Consider the following 13093-nt stretch of genomic DNA (forward strand, 5'->3'; position numbering starts at 1 on the left):
AGGAAGGGATGGGTTCTGACCGGTTGACGTTGCGGCGGGGGGCCCGGTGGCCTGCGGCTGTCCGGGCGTGCTGTCCTGCGGTCGCGGACACGGCTACAGCTCGGGGACGCCGGGATCGTGGCGGTGCGGTTCGGCGTAGCCGAACGCCTTCTGGCGGGCCAGCGTCACCTCATACAGCCGGCGGGCATCCGCCGGCCTCACGCCGGCCGCGGCGGCGATCTCCGCCCAGGTAGCGCCCGCCTTGCGGGCGGTCTCCATGGCCAGCCAGCGGTGCCGGCGCATCCGGTCCTCCAACTCCCGCCGGGCCGCCAACGCCAAAAGCGCCTCGTCCTTCGATGGCGTCCGGCCAAGGACGGCAGCGATCTCGACGTCGACCACCGCGGCCAACACATCCGAAGACGCCCACCGATCCAGCGGCTGGCCGGTCATCGGGCGTCTCCCGGTGTGACAGCCATCCGCTCGATCGCCGATCGGGGCACCCGCAGCAGCCGGCCCAGGCGCTGCACCGGCAGGCCACTACGGCCTCCGGTGTGCCGCCACTGCTGAGCCAGCAGATAGGCCGAGGTGCGCCCGATCCGCAAGACCCGGGCCGCCTCCTCGACGGTCAAGAACTCCGGCAACTCCTCCAGCGGCATCTGTGACCTCCCGTAATGAGGGCCACCGGGCCGCCAGCTATCGGTCTGGTGCATCGCGCAAGGACCTCCTCACCCGGCACCGAACTCGTGTCATTCCCGGGGAATGACACGCCCTCCGACCCGGTGGATGCGGACCCGACGGGCCCTCTCACGAGAATCCAGAGGAGTGTCACTTCCCGGAAGTGACACTCCCCTGGAGAAGGATGAGAGAGGTCGTCATCGCATAACTGACGCCCGCCCCGCTGTACGATGAAGACCGCATTTGGCGGCCGATCCCGGCCCGGCTCGAGGCTCCGCCGGGCCCGGGGACGCCGAAAGAGCCTCCTCCACGACGCTCTCGTCTCTGGAGGTGCTTCCATGCCCGCCCGCCGCCACTTCGGCTCAGTCCGAAAGCTCCCATCCGGCCGCTACCAAGCCAGCTACTGGCACGAGACCGTCCGCCACGTAGCCCCGCAGACCTTCGCTTCGAAGAGCGAAGCTCAAGCCGCGCTGGCCGCCATGGAGGCGGACATCCTGCGCGGGGTGTGGATCGATCCGTCGGGCGGGAGGGTCACCTTGGCCAAGTGGGCCGACGGCTGGCTCACATGTCGTACCGACCTACGGCCGGTCACCTGGGCCAAGTACCGCCACATGCTCGACCGCCATGTCCTGCCGATACTCGGCGATCAGGAACTGGCGAAGCTCCGACCCTCGGCTGTCCGCTCGTGGTACATGGGAATGAGAGCGAGATACAAGACCACAGCCGACGACGCGTACCGGATGTTGCGGGCCATCCTCACGACCGCCGTCACGGACGGGCTCATCCCCAAGAACCCGTGCCGGGTTAAGGGAGCCGGACAGGCACGATCGGCTGAACGCCCTACTGCGTCAGTCGCAGAGGTCATTGCCGCAGCAAAAGCCACTCCCGATCATCATCGGCTGGCAGTGCTCCTGCCTGCTTGGTGCCAGCTACGGCGAGGAGAAGTCCTCGGTCTGCAGCGTCGCGACATCGATCTCTTGCACAGCACCATCCGGATCGACCGCTCCGTAGTGCGGCCGATGTCCGGAGAACTCGTCGTCGGGCCGCCGAAGACGTCAGCGGGCCGACGCAGCATCGCCGTGCCCTCGAACGTCCTCCCCGCCTTGACGCAGCACCTCGAGAGATACGTTGGTCCGAATCCCGAGGACTGGCTCTTCACCTCCGAGGCCGGCGGGCCCATGCTGCCGAGCACACTCAACCGGATATGGCAGCGCACCCGGGAGGTGATCGGACGGCCCGACCTCTTCTACCACGACCTCCGCCACTCCGGGCTCACCTGGTCCGCTGCGTCCGGTGCCTCGATCGCGGAACTGATGCGTCGTGGTGGGCACGCCAACCCAACAGCCGCCCTTCGGTACCAGCACGCGACGGAAGATCGGGACCGTGCCATCGCCGACGCTCTGGCTGATCTCGCAGTCGGGACGGTGACTCCTCTGCGAACGGCGCCGGCCCGGCCTGCACGAGCCCGATCGCCAAAGGCCTAGAAGCCGATCTCAGGGCCGCGAGACGGGGTTTCGGGCGTACCCGACGGCCCAGTTGTCCAAGGGGAGGGGGAGGGGTGGCCACGGCCCCGCTGCTGCGGGTAAGCGGGCCCTGTCGGCGTCTGGATGCTGCGAGTCACTTCCGGGACCGAGGGTGGAACTGTCTCTCGTGCGATCTCCGCCCGCAGCGCGCTACTCCAACTGCGCATCGTCTCCTTGACCTGCGCAATGCGTTTGCTATCTACGCCATAGCCGGCGAAGTCTTCCTCCGGGAAGCGGTCAACGCCGGCGAGAGCCTCGGCGAACCATCCTTTGCTGAAGCCTCGATCCGCCTCGCTGCCGAGGCGGATGAGCTCTTCCCTGGTGAACCGGCCGCTGTCGAGGATCCCGGCAAGGTCCAAGTAGTCCCGGGCCTCCCCTCGGCTGAAGACAGTGGCCACCTTCGACGACACGGCATCTCGCTCCGCCAGCACCGGTCCGACGGACAACTGGACAGGGTCCAACTGGCGGAAGTCGGCAGCCAGGTCGACGGTTGCGATCCTGCCTGCTTGGGGGTCAGTTACCTGGATGCGGGCGAAGGCCTCGGCTCGTCGAGGGACAGCGACATCCAGCCCGTCCGTCCGGTACGCCTTGCAAACGGCGTCCACGGCCCGAGTGAACTCCTCCCGGTCCCATCTGTCGGTGAAGAGATCGATGTCCTCGCTCAGCCGGTCCACGAGCTGATGAGCCTGGAGCGCGTAGCCACCGGCGAGGACGAACCCGTATGAACTCAAGGCTGAGAGGCCCACTCGAGCGAGACGCTCCTGGAGTTCGTCCACGGATCCGAGCTAAGCGGCTGAAACCAGTTCCGGGAAGCGGCCCTGCCAGTTCTCCCGGATGCGTCGGGGAAGGAACAGGCGGGGCCACACCTCGACCAGGACAGCTCCGTTGACGAAACGAGCCACTTCGGCGGTCGTTGCTGCCTCTCGCAGCACCCGCTCGTAGACCACCCGGCGATCGGCGTCCCGGGCCAGGTCGTATGTCCGCCTTGGGCCCCAGTCGATCGTGGTCGGCAGCTCGATTCGCCCATCGGTTGGCCCGGTGAGGTCGGCCAGGCGGGCCGGCGGATCCGGGTACGGCCGGTGGTCGCCGTAATGGCGTTCTTCGGGGGCGACCTGGTCGCTGCTGGCCATGGCTCCAGTGTGCCGGAACCCAGTGACCCTCACAGTCCTTAGAGACCCGTTCGCGGAAGCGGCGGCCGATTCGTTCGCGCACGCAGCGCGCACGACGGCCAATTCGACCTTCTCGAACGACCCGGCCGGACGGCCAAAAATAGCCTCTGACCAGCACCGGAGCGCAGCACCCCCAACGGGATTCGAACCCGTGCTGCCGCCTTGAAAGGGCGGTGTCCTAGGCCGCTAGACGATGGGGGCAGAAGGAGCAGAGCCTATCCGGGCGGGACTGCGCTAACGGAGCTTCGGCAGGACCTCCTCCACCAGCATCCGCCGGGATTCGCGAGCCGCGTCCCGGTCCATGCCGATCCCCCCTCCGAGCAGCACGAGCTTGTCCAGGCCGAGCTCCAGCAGCTGGGCGAGGCGCTCCGTGCAGTACGACGGTGGCCCGGCCACGGCGAAACGATCCACCGTTTCCGCCGGCAGTCCTTGGCTCTGCGGAGAGCCGTGGGTGAAGTGGCGGTGCATGTCGTAGCGGTCGTGCACGCCGGCAAGCACGTCCCTGTCGGCGTCGTTGACGGGCCCCGCCACCTTGCCATGCATCACCGAGAACCTCGCAAACGACGCAACCCCGCCGCCGACGAGCTCCCTCGCACGGTCCCTGTCTTTGTGCACGACGACAGGTAGGTACGCGCCGAGCGGCATCCGATCACCGATCCCAACGGAGCGCGCCTCCCCGATCGCCCACTTCATGCGCTCGGGGTCGGAGCCGACGGCGAACGTGATGCGGTCGGCGACACGCGACGCGATGCCGATCACCTTCGGCCCCGTGGCGGCCACGTCAAGGGGCACCTTCGGGAGTGAACCGGCGGCGATCCATCCGATCCGGCTTCCTGATGGAGCGTCCGCCATGCCGAGGGCGGTGGCGGGCGGGGCAACGCCGGCACCGTCCCGCGATGCGTCAAACGGGACCTCTTCACCGTGCAGGTATCCCTGCAGTCTCACGAGGTAACGCTCGAAGGCTGCAGGCGATGCAGGGGCCAGACCGAGATGGGCGAGCGACGAGTCGCCGCGACCGATACCGAGGACCGCGCGGCCGCCGGATTCGGCCTGTACGGTTCCGATAGCCGTCGCAGTCGCGGCGGGGTGGCGCGTCAACGGGTTGGTGACACCGGTCGCCAGTTTCAGGCGCGACGTGGCAGCTGCTGCAAGCCCGAGATGCACGTAGGGATCGAAGGCGAGGTTCTGCGAGTCGACCAGCGCCCAACCGTCCCAGCCCTCGTCCTCCGCCCGGTGCGCCAGGTCGGCGGTGCGGCCGGGAAGCGACGCTCCCGCGAGCCAGAACTCGGTCACGCGGCAGCGGGAAGTGCCGACGTGTCGATCCCGTAGAGGTCGGCGACGTTTCCGGAGAGGATCGCCTGCTTCTGCTCCGGGCTGAGCTCCTCCGTGTGCTTGTCGAGGAGCTCCTGGCTCCAGGGCCAGGTGGAGTCGGAGTGGGGGAAGTCGTTGGCCCAGAGGAGCCGGTGCCAGTTCATGTCGCCGGCGAAGCGGAACGCGGTCCAGTCGTCCTGGAACGTGACGTAGACGTTCTCGGCGAAGTACTCCGACGGCGGGCGGCTCAGTTCCTGTCGGGCGGGTAGCCAGTTGCGGTGCCTGTTGTAGGCGTGGTCCATGCGATACATGAAGTGCGGGACCCAGCCGGCGTCGGCCTCCGCGCACACGACCCGGACGGACGGGTTGCGCTCGAACACGCCGCCGAGAACGAGCATCCCCATGACGTCCTGGCAGCCGCGGACGATGGAGAGGAACGAGTTCATCCTCGGGCCCCGGGTGTGCCCTGCCTTCATGGTGAGGATGTGGAAAGACGGGACCATGCGCAGCGCCACCGTCGCCGCCCAGAACTCGTCGTAGATGGGGGAGTCGTAGTCCTCGACGCCGGGCTGCCCGGGCATCATCACCCCGCGCAGGCCGAGCTGCTTCATGGTCTCCAGGTCCGCGATGCCCTCCTCGGGCGTTCTCATCGCCGTCTGGCCCAGGCCGATCAGGCGATCGGGGCTCGCCGAGCAGTAGCCGGCCATCCACCGGTTGTACGCGTCGAAGCAGGCCTTCTTGTAGTCGAGGTCAGGATGGTTGCAGAGCACCATGCCGATGCTCGGGTAGATGACCTCCGCGGCGACGCCGTCCCGTTCCTGGTCGGCGAGCCGCAGCTGCGGGTCCCACCCGCCCGCATGAAGGTCGGAGAAGCGAGATCCCTTGAGCTTGATCTCCTCGGGCTTCTTGCCGGCGGCTGCCACGGTCCCGAGGGACAGGGGCTTGGGGAACCCGTCGATCACGAACGCGTCGCCGATCTCCTCGCCGCAGTTCTCGAGTCGCGGGGCACGGTCGGCGAATGCCGGGTCGATGTGGTCGACGTAGGTTTCTGCTGGCTCCGTGATGTGTGAGTCCGCAGAGATGATCGGGAAAGTCATGCCTGGCCTCCGGCTTGGTTGTGGTGGCCTCTTGTCGGGTCCTGCCTGGCGCCGCGGACGAGCCTGCCCGGTAGTGCACCGGTCGGTTCGCCGTCGCGATAGGTCTCGATTCCCGACACCACCGTGTGGAGGTAGCCCTGTGCCGGTTGGACGAGGCGCTTGCCGCCGGCGGGAAGGTCGTGGGCGATCCGTGGTGGCTTGTTGCGCAAGTTGTCGAAGTCGATGACGTTCAGATCAGCCTTGTACCCGGGCGCGACGATCCCCCGGTCGAGTAGCCCGACGGCCTCGGCCGTGGCTCTCGACTGGCGGCTCATGACCCAGGGCAGGTCGAACTTTGTTCCCTGCTGGCGGTCCCGCGCCCAGTACGTGATGAGTGTGGTGGTGAAGCTGGCGTCGCAGATGGTGCCGACGTGGGCGCCACCGTCCCCGAGTCCGGGGACGGTGTGCGGATGGCCGAGCAGCTCCGCCGCGGCGTCTAGGTTGCCGTCGAAGTAGTTCAGGAACGGCAGGTAGAGAAGGGTCCTGCCACCGTCTGCGAGGAGCAGGTCGTACATCAGCTCCTCCGGCTCCTGCCCCGCGCGCCGCGCCCTGGCAGAGATGCTGTCGCTGGAGTCGGGCTCGTAGTCGGGGGGATCCCCGAGCTCGAAGATCCGATCGAGCGGCTGGCGAACGCCACCGGGGCGCGCCGCCAGCTCCGCGAGCACCTGGCGGCGGACGTCGGGCTGACCGAGCCGCTCGACTCGCTCGGGCAGTGGAAGGTGTTCCACCGAGCGGTAGGTCTCGGAACCCTTCAGTGGGTTCACCGAGCCCTGCAGGCCGATCATCAGGCCGATCGCCCTGGCAGCGACCTGCGCCCGCATCTGAAGCCCTTCGCGGTTGGCGTCTTCCAACGTCTGGAGCTGGCGTCGGTAGCCCGGGCCTGGGCGGAACTGGGCGAGAGACATCGACAGCGGCCGTCCGGACCGCCGCATCATCTCGAAGAGTGTCGTCATCTCGTCGTCGAAGTCCGGGAAGTCGGAGATGACCTGCAGGACACCGCCGCCGGTCTCCCCGATGGCTTCGGCAATTCCCACCAGCTCCTCGCGTGCCGCGGTCAGAGTCGGTGTGGGCTCACCGCGGCTCGTTCGGTGGTTGAGGGTCCTGCTGGTCGTGAAACCGAGAGCGCCCGCTCGGATCCCCTCAGCGGCGAGGCGACCCATGTCGGCGATCTCCTCGGCACTGGCGGGTTCACGGTCGGCTCCGCGCTGCCCCATCACGTAGAGGCGAAGCGGGCCGTGGCACACCTGCGCCGCGAAGTCGATGTCGTGCGGCCGCCGATCGAGGGCGTCGAGGTACTCGGGGATGCTCTCCCACTCCCAGGTCAGGCCTTCGTGCAGGACCGTGCCCGGTAGGTCCTCGACTCCCTCCATCAGCTCTATCAGCTGGGCGTGATCGGTCGGCCGGACCGGCGCGAATCCGACCCCACAGTTGCCCATCACGACGGTCGTGACGCCGTGAGCAGAGGACGGCTGCAGCCGCTCGTCCCAGGTTGCCTGACCGTCGTAGTGGGTGTGGATGTCCACGAACCCCGGGGCCACCACCGCGCCGTCGGCGTCGATGACCCGCTCTGCGGTGGTCCCGGCGAGACGTCCGACGTCGACGACAACCCCACCGGCGATCCCGACGTCCGCCCTCGTGGCCGCGGATCCGGTGCCGTCGATCAGCGAGCCGCCTCGGATCAGCAGGTCAAAAGCCACGTCGCCTCACCCTCCCCCGGGGTTGCCGGTCAACACCGGTGTGCCGGCTCAGGTTACGGCACCTTCCTCAGTTCTCGAGGGTTTGGATCAAATCGGTGAAGACCGGCTTGCCAGGACGGGCGGTCGCTCCAATTCGCAGCAGCTCATCGACTGCTCGACTCTTCACTCCACAGGTGGACCAAGGCCAGTCACACTCCAAGGTTAGGTCTGACGTTCAGGGGGGCTACGTGGTCCTACTGAGAGGTCTCGACGAAAGAATCAGTGATTGCCCCGCTCACGTTTGCAGGCTGACCTCGGGCCTCGTCACCCGCTCCTGAGATCCCAGACGGTGCCCTCTGGAGTGTCACGCACCTCGACCCCCGCGGCAACCAGTAGATCCCGTATGCGGTCGGCGTCTGCAAAACGACGAGCCTCTCGGGCAGACTCGCGCTCGGCAATCAAGCCCTCCACGTAGACGCCCACCACCTCACGCGGGTCGCGCGCCCCCGTCTCCGCCAGAGATCCGAGGCGCACAACCATCCGGCGCAACGCGGCGCGCCCGCGTTCGCCGGCGTCGGACTGGGTCGTGTCGCCGGCCCATGCTGCGAGCGTCTCGTCGAGTTCCAGGATCGCGCCCACCGCTGTCGCCACGTCGCGAGCCGCGATCGCGCCGTCGAACTCGATCTCGAGCCGGCGGATCTCGCCGTGCAGGGCGGTACGCGGCGCCACGGCAGAGGCCCCGGCCTCGGGCTGGGGAGGCGCGCCGCCAGGTCTTTTCCCCGATGCAAGCGAGGCCAGCGAGCCGATCGGTACCGAATCGCCGGCCGCCAGGACGGCCGACTGGCCCCGCCGGCGCACCGTGACGGTTCCGTTGCCGGCGACAGTGGCGCTGCCCGCGTCCACATCGAGTATCAGCGCGGTGTGCTCGTCCACGCCGAGCACCCACCCGCCGGCGGGAAGCTGCTGTTCGAGCACAGACAGGCGCCTCTCGCCCAGGTAGCAGAAGCGGGTGTCGTGGTTGCCGCCTTCGGCGTTGTCGTAGTGGGGGATGACCGCCACGTCGGGGCCGAGCACAGGCGCGATGAGATCCAGCCCGTCCGCCCATACAGGGTCCGCTCCGACCTTGTAGATCTCGTACACCGGGACTGTGAAGCGGCCGAGCGTCAGCGCCGCCGCGCTGGCGAACACGACGCACCCACCGTGTGCGAGCTTGTCCGCCAGCAGGTCGGGAACGTCCGTCCTGGCCCACTGTTCCAGCGCGTAAGTCGGGCTGCCTGGGCCCGCGAAGACCCACCGCGCAGAGGCGATCTTCGCGATAGAGGTTTCACGCCGGACCAGATCGGCGCTTTCGGTGCGGCGCAACTCGGCCACCTCCACGCGCCGTCCCACACTGGCGGTGAAGTACTCGACCGCTCTGGCGGAGATGTCGTCCGCGTTCATCTGGAAGCCGTAGGGCGTGTCCAACAGCACTGCCGGCACCGGATCCGGCCCGAGCCGTTCGAAGAGGAAACGGTGCGGCTTCACCATCGTCGGCGCCGTCTCGCCCGACCCCATGATGACCAGCAGCCGGGGTGTCACGAGAAGAACCCCGGCTGGGTCGCTGCGTCGAGCAGGTCAGCGACGACATCGGGGTGCTGAGCGTGGAGGTCGTGGTCACCGTCGATCCAATGAACGACCGAGCGCGGCAGCAGCTTCGCAGCGCGTTCGACCGAATCACGCTTGCCTTGCATCCAGCGCTGGTTCGATTCGTCTCGCGCCGGGATGATCAGCACGGGAACGCTCATTTCCGCGAAGCGGGTCGAAGGTTTGTGCTCCCAAAGGTGGCGGAGTATCACCATGTGGTCTTCGCGCGACAGCCACGGGCGGATGGTCCCGTCCGGGAGAAACTCCATGTTGGCGAGGGTCCCTTCTACCCCTTGCTCGGGCCAGCCGGGGTGCGAGTTGCGAATGTGTGATTCGACGCGGGCCGCGGGCATGCCGTCGAGCGGCGGTGGAGCGAGCGCGGCTTCGCACGTCGGCCAGTCGGCGAAACCGTCCGCGAGGTCGTGGGTACCGCCGTCGATCAGAGCGACCGCGCTCACAGCATCCGGGTGGAGCGCGGCGAGCTCGAGCACGACGTTCGCGCCCCAGCTCTGGCCGGCGGCCAGCGGTCTATCCCAGCCGTAGTGATCGACCAGTGCCAGCAGATCGGCGGTCAAGGTCTGGAAGTCGTAACCGTCGCCGGGCTTTTCGGACCGGCCATGACCGCGCTGGTCGACAGCGACGACCGGGTGCCCGGACGCCGCGAGCCGATCGGCGACCCCGTCCCACAGGCGGGCGTTCGACGCGAGACCGTGAACCAGCAGCAAAGGCGTTGCGTCACCGTCGCGGTTCCGGACGATGCAGCTGAGGTTCACCCCTCCCGTGCCGGCGATGGTCTCCCGCCTCGCAGGTACGGGAGCTGGGCTGGTGCTCACCCCGCTCGGTCGGGACCGGCGGAGGTCGGGGTGATAGCGATGATCACGCGCTTCTCGCGCACCATCGCCTCGCGGTAGTCGTCCCAGTCCGGGTGCTCGCCGGCGATCCCGCGGTACAACTCGACCAGAGGTTCCATCGCCTCAGGCAACGACACGATCTCCGCGCGGCCCTCGACCACCACCCACTTCCCGAAGAAGTTGTCCGTGAACGCGCAGAGAGTCACGCGAGGGTCGCGCCTGATGTTGCGCACCTTGAACGCCGCTTCCCGGCTCGACACGACGATCCTCCCCCGATCGTCCACCCCGTGCACCACCGGCGACGGCTGTGGTTCACCGCCGGGACGGCGGGCGATCAGTACCGACCGGTGGTTGGAGCTGAGGAACTCGAGAGCGTCTTGAACGTCCATGGGCTCAAGTCTGGTCTTCCAGCGCTTCTACTACTTCACCGAGCAGGTAGGTCAGCCACTGGTAGAGCGCCTCGTCCGGTGACTCCGGCCGGCGGTTCTCCTCGTCCTCCTGCACGTCGAGATGGGTCCCGAGGACCAGCCGGATGCTGTTGAGAGCGCGCGCCCACGCCAGGAGTTGCTCGCCGGTCAACGCGTCTGAGCCGGCCGTCGAGGCGAGCAGCTCGAACTCCTGGCGATGGCGGTCGACGAGGTCCTCCTGCATCAATCGGCGGTACTCGTCCTGCAACTGAAGGTCCTCCTGCTCGTTGTACGCGGGCGGGAAGAGCCGTTCCAGCACGGGCTGCGTGGGGTCGTCGAGCAGAGCCGCGAACTGCGGCCCGAGGTTGCGCAGGAGGTCGCGCTCGTCACCGTCGAGGTTGAGCTTGTAGGCGTCGCCTGACCTCTGGATGAGCCGGCGTGCGAAGAGCGGCGTCAGCTGTCGTGCTCCATGGTCGCCCACAAGCCGTGCTCGTGGAGGCGGAACACGTCCAGTTCCGCCTTCTCCCTGGGGCCGTGCGACACGACGGCCCTTCCCTTGTAGTGCACGTCGAGCATGAGACTGTGGGCCTTTTCCCGGCTGTACCCGAACAGCTTCTGGAGGACGAATGTGACGTAGGACATCAGGTTTATCGGGTCGTTCCAGACCAGGACCTTCCACGGGCGGTCCGCGGCGGCGACCTCGCCTACTTCGGGTTCCTTGATCTCTACCGGCGCTGCGGTTGGCATCGCGTCAGCTTCCCGCCCGCACGGGCCGGGCCGCTCGGGCCCAGAGCCCCGCGTAGAAGTGGATGACGGCGATGATCACGAGGGCTGCGCCCGCTACGTGGACGGCGACAAGCCCGACGGGGTCACCGTTGAAGTACTGGATGTAGCCGATAACCGCCTGAAGAACGAGCGCACCTAGGAGCAATTGCGCCCTCTTGATGACCGGCCGGGGTGCGCCGGTCCGAGCCAGGTTCCACAGCGCCACGACGGTGACCACGAGAAATATCTCGACCGAAGTGCCGTGCAGCTGTGCAACAGAATGAAGGGAAAGACGGAACCGCTGAGCGGTCGGGTCACCTCCATGAGGACCGGTGGACGTGACGATGGTCCCGAGGGTGACCACCGCGGCTGTGGCGATCAATAAGAGGCGGGACAGGACGATGGTCGAGCGGTCGACGAGCGGTCGGGGTTCGGCCGCCTCGTCGTGGATGCCCGCCCGCTCGTAGAGCACCACAGCGACCGCGAGGAATGCGAGGCCGAGGAGGAAGTGGGCCGAGACGAGCGCTGGCGCCAGCTTGTAGTAGACGACGAGGGCGCCCATGACCACCTCGGCGAACAGGCCGACCACCAGGCCGGCAGACAGCCAGGTGAGGTCCCGCCGGCGGGGCGAACGCAGCAGGGCGGCCGCGAGCGCCCCGATGGAGGCCAACGACACCGCTGCGTTGATCAACCGATTCCCGAACTCCACCCACGCGTGGAACTGCAGCGGCGCCACGACGCCGGTCGCGGTGCAGTTCGGCCAGTCCGGGCAGCCGAGCCCCGACCCCGTGAGGCGGACAGCCGCCCCCGACACGATCGTGACAGCGAGGGCCCACACGGCTGCGGCGGCGACGACCCGGAAGGCCCGCGGCGAAACGCGAGGTAGACGTGCTGTCAGCCCTGCCAGGCCGCCGACGGTCCCGGCCCCCGGGGCGGTCGTCGTCGTGTCGGCCATCGCGACCATCGTAGGACGGGTGGCGCTGCGGCCCCACCCGGCCGCTTTGTTGGCTCCCGGTGGGCTGCCGTAGTCTCGTAGCCCGATGTCGACAGCGGCCCCAACAGCCCTTCCGGGCGAAATATCCCTCGGGCGCCGCCTGGGCGGCTTCATCGCGCTGACCAAGCCACGCATCATCGAGCTGCTCCTCGTGACAACACTGCCGACGATGGTGGTCGCTGCGCGCGGTCTCCCCCCGTGGCAGCTGGTGCTCACCACGCTCGCCGGGGGCACCCTGGCCGCGGGCGGAGCCAACGCCATCAACATGGTCGTCGACCGCGACATCGACGCGGTAATGCACAGGACCCGCAAGCGACCGTTGGTCACCGGGGTCGTGTCCGCGCCGGAAGCGCTGGCCTTCGCCATCGGCTTGGAGGTTGCAGCGTTCGGCCTTCTGTGGGCAGAGGTCAACCTGCTCTCCGCGCTGCTCGCCGTCAGCGCCACGCTGTTCTACGTCTTCGTCTACACGCTCTGGCTGAAGAGGACTTCAAGGCAGAACATCGTGATCGGCGGCGCCGCGGGCGCTGTTCCGGTCCTGGTCGGTTGGGCGGCGGTACGCGACAGCGTCGGGTGGGCCCCTGTGGTTCTCTTCGCCCTCATGTTCGTTTGGACGCCGCCGCACTTCTGGGCCTTGGCCATCCGTTACCGCGACGACTACAAGTCGGTGGACGTGCCGATGATGCCGGTGGTGACGTCGTTCAGGAAGACGGCGGCGCAGATCTTCGCCTACACCTTGCTGGTGGCCGTGGTTTCGCTGGTATTCGGATGGACCGCGAGGATGGGAGCGCTGTACTGGGCCTCGGCTGTGATTCTCGGAGCGGTGTTCTGCGTGCTGGCCTACCGGTTGTGGCGATCGCCCAACGAAGGGCTGGCTATGAAGCTGTTCCACTGGTCGATCACCTACGTGACCCTGCTGTTCGCCGCGATGGCAGTCGACCAGCTGGTGCTGCACTGAAGAAGTTCGCAGAATTGCTCCACCGGCGC

15 protein-coding genes and 1 tRNA gene are annotated in these 13093 nt (G+C 67.8%); 2 read left to right on the forward strand and 14 right to left on the reverse strand.

The features are described 5' to 3' along the window. Nucleotides 1-93: 93 nt before the first annotated feature. Together VNF71_15735 and VNF71_15740 are read right to left on the reverse strand one after the other, a co-directional pair. Entirely contained in the window at nt 94-429 is a 336-nt protein-coding gene (locus VNF71_15735) for a hypothetical protein (protein ID HVA76006.1), read from the reverse strand. Next, nucleotides 426-689 (reverse strand): helix-turn-helix domain-containing protein, encoded by a 264-nt coding sequence (locus VNF71_15740; protein ID HVA76007.1) that lies wholly within the window; start codon nt 687-689, stop codon nt 426-428. Before VNF71_15740 ends, VNF71_15735 begins: the two co-directional genes overlap by 4 nt. A gap of 303 nt (nt 690-992) precedes the next feature. On the opposite strand from VNF71_15740, the gene VNF71_15745 reads away from it, so the two are divergent. Next, entirely contained in the window at nt 993-2138 is a 1146-nt protein-coding gene (locus VNF71_15745) for a site-specific integrase (protein HVA76008.1), read from the forward strand. Here the strand turns inward: VNF71_15745 and VNF71_15750 are convergent. From VNF71_15750 to VNF71_15805, 12 genes are all read right to left on the reverse strand, one after another. Next, nucleotides 2135-2953, reverse strand: coding sequence for a nucleotidyl transferase AbiEii/AbiGii toxin family protein (locus VNF71_15750; GenBank protein HVA76009.1), 819 nt, complete (start codon nt 2951-2953; stop codon nt 2135-2137). The two genes, VNF71_15745 and VNF71_15750, sit on opposite strands and share 4 nt — an antisense overlap. A gap of 9 nt (nt 2954-2962) precedes the next feature. After that, nucleotides 2963-3307: a hypothetical protein gene (locus VNF71_15755; GenBank protein HVA76010.1), complete on the reverse strand. Its 345-nt coding sequence runs from the start codon at nt 3305-3307 to the stop codon at nt 2963-2965. 167 nt (nt 3308-3474) lie between these two features. Beyond that, nucleotides 3475-3547: transfer RNA gene (locus VNF71_15760), tRNA-Glu, on the reverse strand. Nucleotides 3548-3580: 33 nt separating this feature from the next. Continuing rightward, nucleotides 3581-4639: an LLM class flavin-dependent oxidoreductase gene (locus tag VNF71_15765; protein HVA76011.1), complete on the reverse strand. Its 1059-nt coding sequence runs from the start codon at nt 4637-4639 to the stop codon at nt 3581-3583. After that, nucleotides 4636-5754 carry an amidohydrolase family protein gene (locus VNF71_15770; protein HVA76012.1) on the reverse strand — a complete coding sequence of 373 codons (1119 nt, stop codon included), beginning with the start codon at nt 5752-5754 and terminating at the stop codon, nt 4636-4638. Before VNF71_15770 ends, VNF71_15765 begins: the two co-directional genes overlap by 4 nt. Beyond that, nucleotides 5751-7490: an amidohydrolase family protein gene (locus tag VNF71_15775; GenBank protein ID HVA76013.1), complete on the reverse strand. Its 1740-nt coding sequence runs from the start codon at nt 7488-7490 to the stop codon at nt 5751-5753. The genes VNF71_15770 and VNF71_15775 overlap by 4 nt, the downstream gene beginning before the upstream one ends. A gap of 303 nt (nt 7491-7793) precedes the next feature. After that, complete coding sequence (locus tag VNF71_15780) at nt 7794-9047, reverse strand: hypothetical protein (protein ID HVA76014.1); 1254 nt, start codon at nt 9045-9047, stop codon at nt 7794-7796. Then, entirely contained in the window at nt 9044-9925 is an 882-nt protein-coding gene (locus VNF71_15785) for an alpha/beta hydrolase (protein ID HVA76015.1), read from the reverse strand. Before VNF71_15785 ends, VNF71_15780 begins: the two co-directional genes overlap by 4 nt. Next, nucleotides 9922-10332: a PPOX class F420-dependent oxidoreductase gene (locus VNF71_15790; GenBank protein HVA76016.1), complete on the reverse strand. Its 411-nt coding sequence runs from the start codon at nt 10330-10332 to the stop codon at nt 9922-9924. Before VNF71_15790 ends, VNF71_15785 begins: the two co-directional genes overlap by 4 nt. 4 nt (nt 10333-10336) lie before the next feature. Further along, nucleotides 10337-10831 carry a DUF2017 family protein gene (locus tag VNF71_15795; GenBank protein HVA76017.1) on the reverse strand — a complete coding sequence of 165 codons (495 nt, stop codon included), beginning with the start codon at nt 10829-10831 and terminating at the stop codon, nt 10337-10339. After that, complete coding sequence (clpS, locus tag VNF71_15800) at nt 10804-11097, reverse strand: ATP-dependent Clp protease adapter ClpS (protein HVA76018.1); 294 nt, start codon at nt 11095-11097, stop codon at nt 10804-10806. Before clpS ends, VNF71_15795 begins: the two co-directional genes overlap by 28 nt. A gap of 4 nt (nt 11098-11101) precedes the next feature. Beyond that, nucleotides 11102-12070, reverse strand: coding sequence for a COX15/CtaA family protein (locus tag VNF71_15805; protein ID HVA76019.1), 969 nt, complete (start codon nt 12068-12070; stop codon nt 11102-11104). 85 nt (nt 12071-12155) lie between these two features. Here VNF71_15805 and VNF71_15810 point away from each other — a divergent pair, with 85 nt between their 5' ends. Further along, nucleotides 12156-13064 carry a heme o synthase gene (locus tag VNF71_15810; protein ID HVA76020.1) on the forward strand — a complete coding sequence of 303 codons (909 nt, stop codon included), beginning with the start codon at nt 12156-12158 and terminating at the stop codon, nt 13062-13064. The last annotated feature ends 29 nt before the right edge of the window (nt 13065-13093 follow it).

This window comes from Acidimicrobiales bacterium, from assembly GCA_035533095.1.
GTDB lineage: Bacteria > Actinomycetota > Acidimicrobiia > Acidimicrobiales > Palsa-688 > DATLUM01.

What these genes read in the sequence shown, in the direction of transcription:
- VNF71_15790 (HVA76016.1), bottom strand. Translation starts at nt 10,332, where the DNA reads ATGGACGTTCAAGACGCTCTCGAGTTCCTCAGCTCCAACCACCGGTCG.
- VNF71_15810 (HVA76020.1), top strand. Translation starts at nt 12,156, where the DNA reads ATGTCGACAGCGGCCCCAACAGCCCTTCCGGGCGAAATATCCCTCGGG.
- clpS (HVA76018.1), bottom strand. Translation starts at nt 11,097, where the DNA reads ATGCCAACCGCAGCGCCGGTAGAGATCAAGGAACCCGAAGTAGGCGAG.
- VNF71_15770 (HVA76012.1), bottom strand. Translation starts at nt 5,754, where the DNA reads ATGACTTTCCCGATCATCTCTGCGGACTCACACATCACGGAGCCAGCA.
- VNF71_15740 (HVA76007.1), bottom strand. Translation starts at nt 689, where the DNA reads ATGCACCAGACCGATAGCTGGCGGCCCGGTGGCCCTCATTACGGGAGG.
- VNF71_15755 (HVA76010.1), bottom strand. Translation starts at nt 3,307, where the DNA reads ATGGCCAGCAGCGACCAGGTCGCCCCCGAAGAACGCCATTACGGCGAC.
- VNF71_15735 (HVA76006.1), bottom strand. Translation starts at nt 429, where the DNA reads ATGACCGGCCAGCCGCTGGATCGGTGGGCGTCTTCGGATGTGTTGGCC.
- VNF71_15745 (HVA76008.1), top strand. Translation starts at nt 993, where the DNA reads ATGCCCGCCCGCCGCCACTTCGGCTCAGTCCGAAAGCTCCCATCCGGC.
- VNF71_15805 (HVA76019.1), bottom strand. Translation starts at nt 12,070, where the DNA reads ATGGCCGACACGACGACGACCGCCCCGGGGGCCGGGACCGTCGGCGGC.